Origin of the sequence: Candidatus Synechococcus spongiarum SH4 (genome assembly GCF_000586015.1) — a bacterium.
Classification (GTDB): domain Bacteria; phylum Cyanobacteriota; class Cyanobacteriia; order PCC-6307; family Cyanobiaceae; genus Synechococcus_B; species Synechococcus_B spongiarum_F.
The window spans coordinates 1-5,108 of record NZ_JENA01000116.1 but is presented as its reverse complement, the minus strand read 5'-3'; the positions used below and the strand labels follow the sequence as shown (position 1 = coordinate 5,108).

The 5,108-nt window shown below is 60.5% G+C and carries 6 protein-coding genes; 2 read left to right on the top strand and 4 right to left on the bottom strand.

Going from position 1 to position 5,108, the window contains the following annotated elements; genetic code table 11:
* Window positions 1-698: 698 nt before the first annotated feature.
* Window positions 699-1,151, top strand: coding sequence for a leucine-rich repeat domain-containing protein (locus BG35_RS14180; RefSeq protein WP_071994803.1), 453 nt, complete (start codon window positions 699-701; stop codon window positions 1,149-1,151).
* Here the strand turns inward: BG35_RS14180 and BG35_RS12100 are convergent.
* From BG35_RS12100 to BG35_RS0106225, 4 genes are all read right to left on the bottom strand, one after another.
* Window positions 1,104-1,490 (bottom strand): transposase, encoded by a 387-nt coding sequence (locus BG35_RS12100; protein WP_080688063.1) that lies wholly within the window; start codon window positions 1,488-1,490, stop codon window positions 1,104-1,106. The two genes, BG35_RS14180 and BG35_RS12100, sit on opposite strands and share 48 nt — an antisense overlap.
* Before the next feature lie 213 nt (window positions 1,491-1,703).
* A complete protein-coding gene (locus BG35_RS0106235) occupies window positions 1,704-1,949 on the bottom strand; it encodes a hypothetical protein (RefSeq protein WP_025782152.1) in 246 nt (81 codons plus the stop codon).
* 223 nt (window positions 1,950-2,172) lie between these two features.
* A complete protein-coding gene (locus tag BG35_RS0106230; RefSeq protein ID WP_025782151.1) occupies window positions 2,173-3,543 on the bottom strand; it encodes an aldehyde dehydrogenase family protein in 1,371 nt (456 codons plus the stop codon).
* Window positions 3,544-3,545: 2 nt separating this feature from the next.
* A complete protein-coding gene (locus BG35_RS0106225; RefSeq protein ID WP_025782150.1) occupies window positions 3,546-4,361 on the bottom strand; it encodes a universal stress protein in 816 nt (271 codons plus the stop codon).
* A gap of 146 nt (window positions 4,362-4,507) precedes the next feature.
* On the opposite strand from BG35_RS0106225, the gene BG35_RS11575 reads away from it, so the two are divergent.
* The coding region (locus tag BG35_RS11575) for a DNA-processing protein DprA (RefSeq protein ID WP_025782149.1) at window positions 4,508-5,108 on the top strand (601 nt) is incomplete at its 3' end.

Here is a 5,108-nt window from a genome sequence, read left to right as displayed (position 1 = left end):
CCCCGCCTTCCAACTGCACTTCAGCCTCCACGGTGGGGTTGCCGCGGGAGTCCAGCACCTCCCGGGCCACCACTGTGTCAATCACCAAATCGATGGAATCCAGCACTGCCGAAGCCAGGCAAAAGCGCACTCAGCTTAGGGAGAGAGCCTGGTGATTTCAGTGACTTCAGGGAGAGAATCTGTTGATTGGGTAGCCTGCACCCGCAAGTGAGGGAGGATCCCGTCAGCGCTCGTCCGGGGAGAAGATTACAAAAGGTTACAATCCGACAACAAGAAATGCTTCGTGGAACCATCCGGCTGGTCAGCCGAGTTGCGAAAGATGAACAAGGCCCCGGTAGGGTTATGGCGCTTTAGGAAAACCTGGAAAATGGCGGAATGGGCCAACTGCAGGGTCTGGAGGCCCAGTTGCCACAAAGCTTCTCAATAAGCCCCGACGGCCCAGAACGAATTTTCCAGACCTTCCTTTAGCAACTTGTGACTTGGCGCCGGGTTTGCCGCAACTGCTGGACTCCCCTCTTGCCCTGGTTTGTGGCTTTGAGAAGTCTCTTGGGAAGAGGAAGAGGGGGAGGGAGAGCCGCTTGACTTTCTCCAAAACCTTGGTTACCCTAAGACTTTCATAGAATCATAGGAGATGAAGGAATGAGTGATCTACCCAGGGAAGTAAAGGAAACGGTTGAGCGGAGTAGTGAACACCGTTTGTGGACCTCCAGACGCAGCGGAGCCGGGTTTCTGGGCTGACTTACTGGCTTAACTGCTCCCTGCCACTGGCTGGCGGACTGGCGGCAGCTCTACTTCTATTCTCTCCCAGTGCTCATTCTCAGACTCAGAACATCTGTGAGCGCTATGGGGCATTGGATGATCGTCGTTATTATCGGGGGAGTGGACAAAGGAGTCCATGCTACGATGGACAAATTTGTGACCGTAGCAATAAAGGTATAACATCCTTAAGCCCGGGTGACTTTGATGGTCTCCCCAACCTGGTCACCATCCTTCTGGAGAGAAATGCGCTTACCAGTCTACCGGAAAGTGTGTTTGATGGGCTCTCTAATGTACGAGAGATTAGAGTAAATAGAAACAATCTCACTAGCCCACCAGAAGGCATATTAGGCATATTCGATGGACTCTCTAATCTGGCAATAATCACAATGTAATTTCATAGAAGACACACCTTTCAAGGAGGTGACCCAAGGATAGATAGGGATTGCCCATTTGCGTAAGGGTATTGGAGAACGATGGATCACCGTACCAACAGGAACACTAAAATGACGCCGACAGGAACCACATCCATAAGGGAGAGGTTTGCGCGATGCAATTTTACGAATCCTGTCTATGGAACCACAGACTGGGCAATGTGTTGGCTTTCCAGCTTGTCCCCAGCGGGGTTCTTCAAACCATGCTTCTGCCATGGCATCGTCTGGGAACATCTCAAACAGTTGAATCAGTGTGATGCCTTTGCGGAAGTGCATTCCTGGACCGCTGGTGTGAGTCATGACTTCAGAAGGAGAACTGATGAAAACATCATATATGGAGTAGGAGAGTTATCAAGTGCATAGTGATGTATCTCGCTTGTGAGAAATACTTCTGAGATGGTGTGCCGTGTCTTGCTGTGAAGTGATTTCTTCTGCTTCATCTCAATGCTTTCCCAGTCCGCTGCGGCAGGCTAAAGCCACCCGCCTCCTGCCTCACCTGAATAGTTAAGCCCTCTACCGAGGGGTAGTGGCGGCCTGGCGTAGGAGAAGTTCCTTCACGTCTTTCTGTATCTCCTTCACGTCCCCCTGCAGGGCGTCAATCCGCTTGTTCATGTCGTCACTCCGCTTGTTCACGGAATCCCGCAGGGCGTCAATCAGCCTGTTCTGCTGGTTCACGATTAGTCCCACCCCCACCAGGATCACGGCGGGTTGGGTGAGCAGCGCCAGCCACTCGCTCAGTCCAGGGGGTATGGCAGGCATCGGACTGGATGGCGAACGGGAATAAGCATACCGGGCCTGACAGGCATCGGTGGCGCACCTTCTTTTCAGCAGTTGGGCCATGGGTGGACGATCCCATACTCCAGGGCATGCCCATGCCCGCCTTGGTCAACCAAAGCGGGCAGGTCAAAGCCTGATCCCCGATTTGTCAATCCATCTCCCCATCATCAGCTCGACTCACAACGCCCCTGCGCCGATCACCAAGTTATCGAAGCAGCCGCCTCATCCAGCCCAGGCGATTGCCGTAGGGGGGATAGCGCCAGGGAACGTCAAACGCCTGTGGTCGTTCCAGCACACTGCGCTGATGGCTGAGGCGGAGAAAACCGGCCCGACCGTGATAGGCGCCGATGCCGCTCTCCCCCACCCCGCCAAACGGCAACTGGGGAATCCCGGCCTGGAGAACCACGTCGTTAAAACAGACGGTTCCCGAACGGGTGCCGGCCAGCAAACGGTCCCGCCAACTCTGCCGCCCACTGAACAGATAGACGGCCAGGGGTTGGGGACGGCTGTTGATGGCGTCCACGGCCTCCTGCAGGCTGGCGAGGGGCAGCACCGGCAGCACCGGGCCGAAGAGCTCCTCCTCCATCAGGGGGTCGTCCCAACGGTCCACAGCCACCACGGTGGGGGCAATGTAGCGTTCAGCCGAATCCACGCGCCCACCCCAGAGCACGGGGCGCTCCCGCAGCAGTCCCGCCAGCCGCTGGAACTGGCTGTCGTTGACGATGCGGCCAAAGTCCGGGCTGAGTTGGGGATCTTCCCCGTAAAAATCCAGGATGGCCTGCTGCAGCGCCGCCAGGAAGGCGTCCCGCACCCCAGGGGCCACCAGCACGTGGTCCGGGGCAATGCAGGTTTGGCCTGCGTTGAGGAACCGGCCCCAGGCAATGCGGCGGGCGGCCAGGGGAATGTTGGCATCCTCTGCCACCAGACAGGGATTCTTGCCCCCCAACTCCAGGGTCACGGGCGTGAGGGTTCTGGCCGCCTGCTCCATCACCAGCCGACCAACGCGGTTGCCGCCCGTAAAAAACACGTGGTCAAATTTCTGCCGCAGCAGGGCCTGGGCCGTCTCCGGTCCCCCCAGGGCCACGGACACCACGTCATCATCCATATGCTGCCGCAGCCGTGCGGCCAGAACTTCCCCGGTGTGGGGCGCATGCTCCGACGGTTTGAGCACGGCGGTGTTGCCCGCCCCCAGGGCTGCCACCAAGGGAGACAGCAGCAACAGCAGGGGATAGTTCCACGGACCAATAATCAGGACACAACCCAGGGGATCCGCCACCACCCGGGCCCGGGCCGGCTGCATGATGAACGGCGTCGCCACCCGTTCCGGCCGCAGCCAGCGGCGCAGGCGTCGTTGAAACAGCTTCAACTCCTGGCGAACGCCGGAGATTTCGTAATAGGCCTCGACAGGGGGTTTGCGCAGGTCTTGGGCCAACCCCTCCAGCAGTTCCTCTTCCGGCTGCAGAGCCTTTTCCAAACGGGCCAACTGCTCCAACCGCCAGGCCAGGGGGCGGGTGTGACCACGGGTCACCAGCCGGCGCTGCCGCACAATCCGCGAGGCGAAACCGTCAGAGCCCATTCCTACCGCACCAGCAGAACAGGACACGGCGCCTTGACCCGGACGTAGTCGCTGATGGACGAGCCCAAAAGTTTGTCCAGATCCACCAGGTTACGGGCCACGGTGGGGCGCCGATCCGGCGAGGCCAGAACCAGCAGGTCGCTGTTGCTGTTCTCAACGGCGTTACAGATCTCCTGGGCCGCATTGCCGTTGCGCTCCTCGATCTCCACGTCCACCCCCAGCCGCCGCCCATTCAGACGGGCCTTGTCAAGGATGCGTTTCGCCACTTGGCTGCCGCCCCGCTGGCTGCTCACATGGACCACCCGCACGGTCATGCCCTCCACCCCGCGGGCCATATCACAGGCCAGGTTCAAGGCGGTGTCACTGATGGTTGTGCCGTCCACCGCCACCAGCAGGCGGTTGGGATGGCGCACGTAGAGATCGTCCCGCACCAGCAGCATGGGGCGATTGGACAACTGAAATACGTACTGGCTGGCGCTGTTCAACAGGATGGACTTTAACCGCCCCACCCCCCGTGAACCCATCACCATCAGATCCGCGTTGATTTCCTCCGACACCGTCAACACCGTCTGCTTGATGTCCCCTTGGCGAAGGATGGTGGTGACCGTAGCGGGATCCAGTTTCATGGCGCCAACGGCCTGGGCCAGAAGCCGGGCACCCGCCTCCATCCCGTCCGCCAGGGATTTCTTACCCTGCACGTCCAGCACGTGGAGCAGGGTAAAGCGGGCACCGGCGAAGCTGGGCAGCCTCTGCATCATGCCCACCATGGTCTCCACGTGACCTTTGCCGGAGTCCGCCACAAGAATGTTCCGAAACATTGGACGAGAGGTTGAACGATCACACCACTATCCACTATCCGGCAGTCGGTGGTTGTCCGATCCCGTTTGCATCCCGTTTGCAATGGTGTTTCCCGCTTCAGCGCCGTGAACCGGGGGATCGCTGAACCTAGCCCTGTGGGGACTGCATGAATCTCCGCTCTCGCCGTCTGGCCTGGTATCGCTGGGCCGGCATCGACGGCTTTGGCGTGGCCACACTGCGGCGTCTGGAAGCCGTCTTTGGCAGTCTGGAAACGGCCTGGCGGACGCCCCTGCCGGTGTTGCAACAACAGGGCCGCCTCAACAAAAACCAGGTGCAAGCCCTGACGGCAGCGCTGGACGCGCCCCCGCCCCAGCCGCCCCGCCGCTGGCTGGCGCCCACGGATCCCGCCTTTCCCGCCCCCCTGCGGCAACTGGATCGTCCCCCTCTGCAACTGTTCTGGCAGGGGAAGGGGAGCACCTGGGCCTATTTGAGCCGTCGGCAGGCGGTGGCCGTAGTCGGTAGCCGCACCGCCAGCGACCACGCCCTGGCCTGGGCGGAGCGGCTGGGGCGTCACCTGGCGGCGGCGGGTTGGCCGGTGGTCTCCGGCCTGGCGGCCGGGGTGGATGCCGCCGCCCATCGGGGTTGCCTGGCCGGCCGCGGCCGGCCGGTGGGGGTGCTGGGCACCCATCTGCAGCGGGCCTACCCCCAGGACAATCGGAGCTTGCAGCAACAGGTGGGTACGGCTGGTCTGTTGTTCAGTGAGCAAT

Excerpts from the sequence above, each read along its gene's own strand:
- BG35_RS0106230 (WP_025782151.1), bottom strand. The coding sequence starts at position 3,543 with ATGGGCTCTGACGGTTTCGCCTCGCGGATTGTGCGGCAGCGCCGGCTG.
- BG35_RS0106235 (WP_025782152.1), bottom strand. The coding sequence starts at position 1,949 with ATGCCTGCCATACCCCCTGGACTGAGCGAGTGGCTGGCGCTGCTCACC.
- BG35_RS12100 (WP_080688063.1), bottom strand. The coding sequence starts at position 1,490 with ATGACTCACACCAGCGGTCCAGGAATGCACTTCCGCAAAGGCATCACA.
- BG35_RS0106225 (WP_025782150.1), bottom strand. The coding sequence starts at position 4,361 with ATGTTTCGGAACATTCTTGTGGCGGACTCCGGCAAAGGTCACGTGGAG.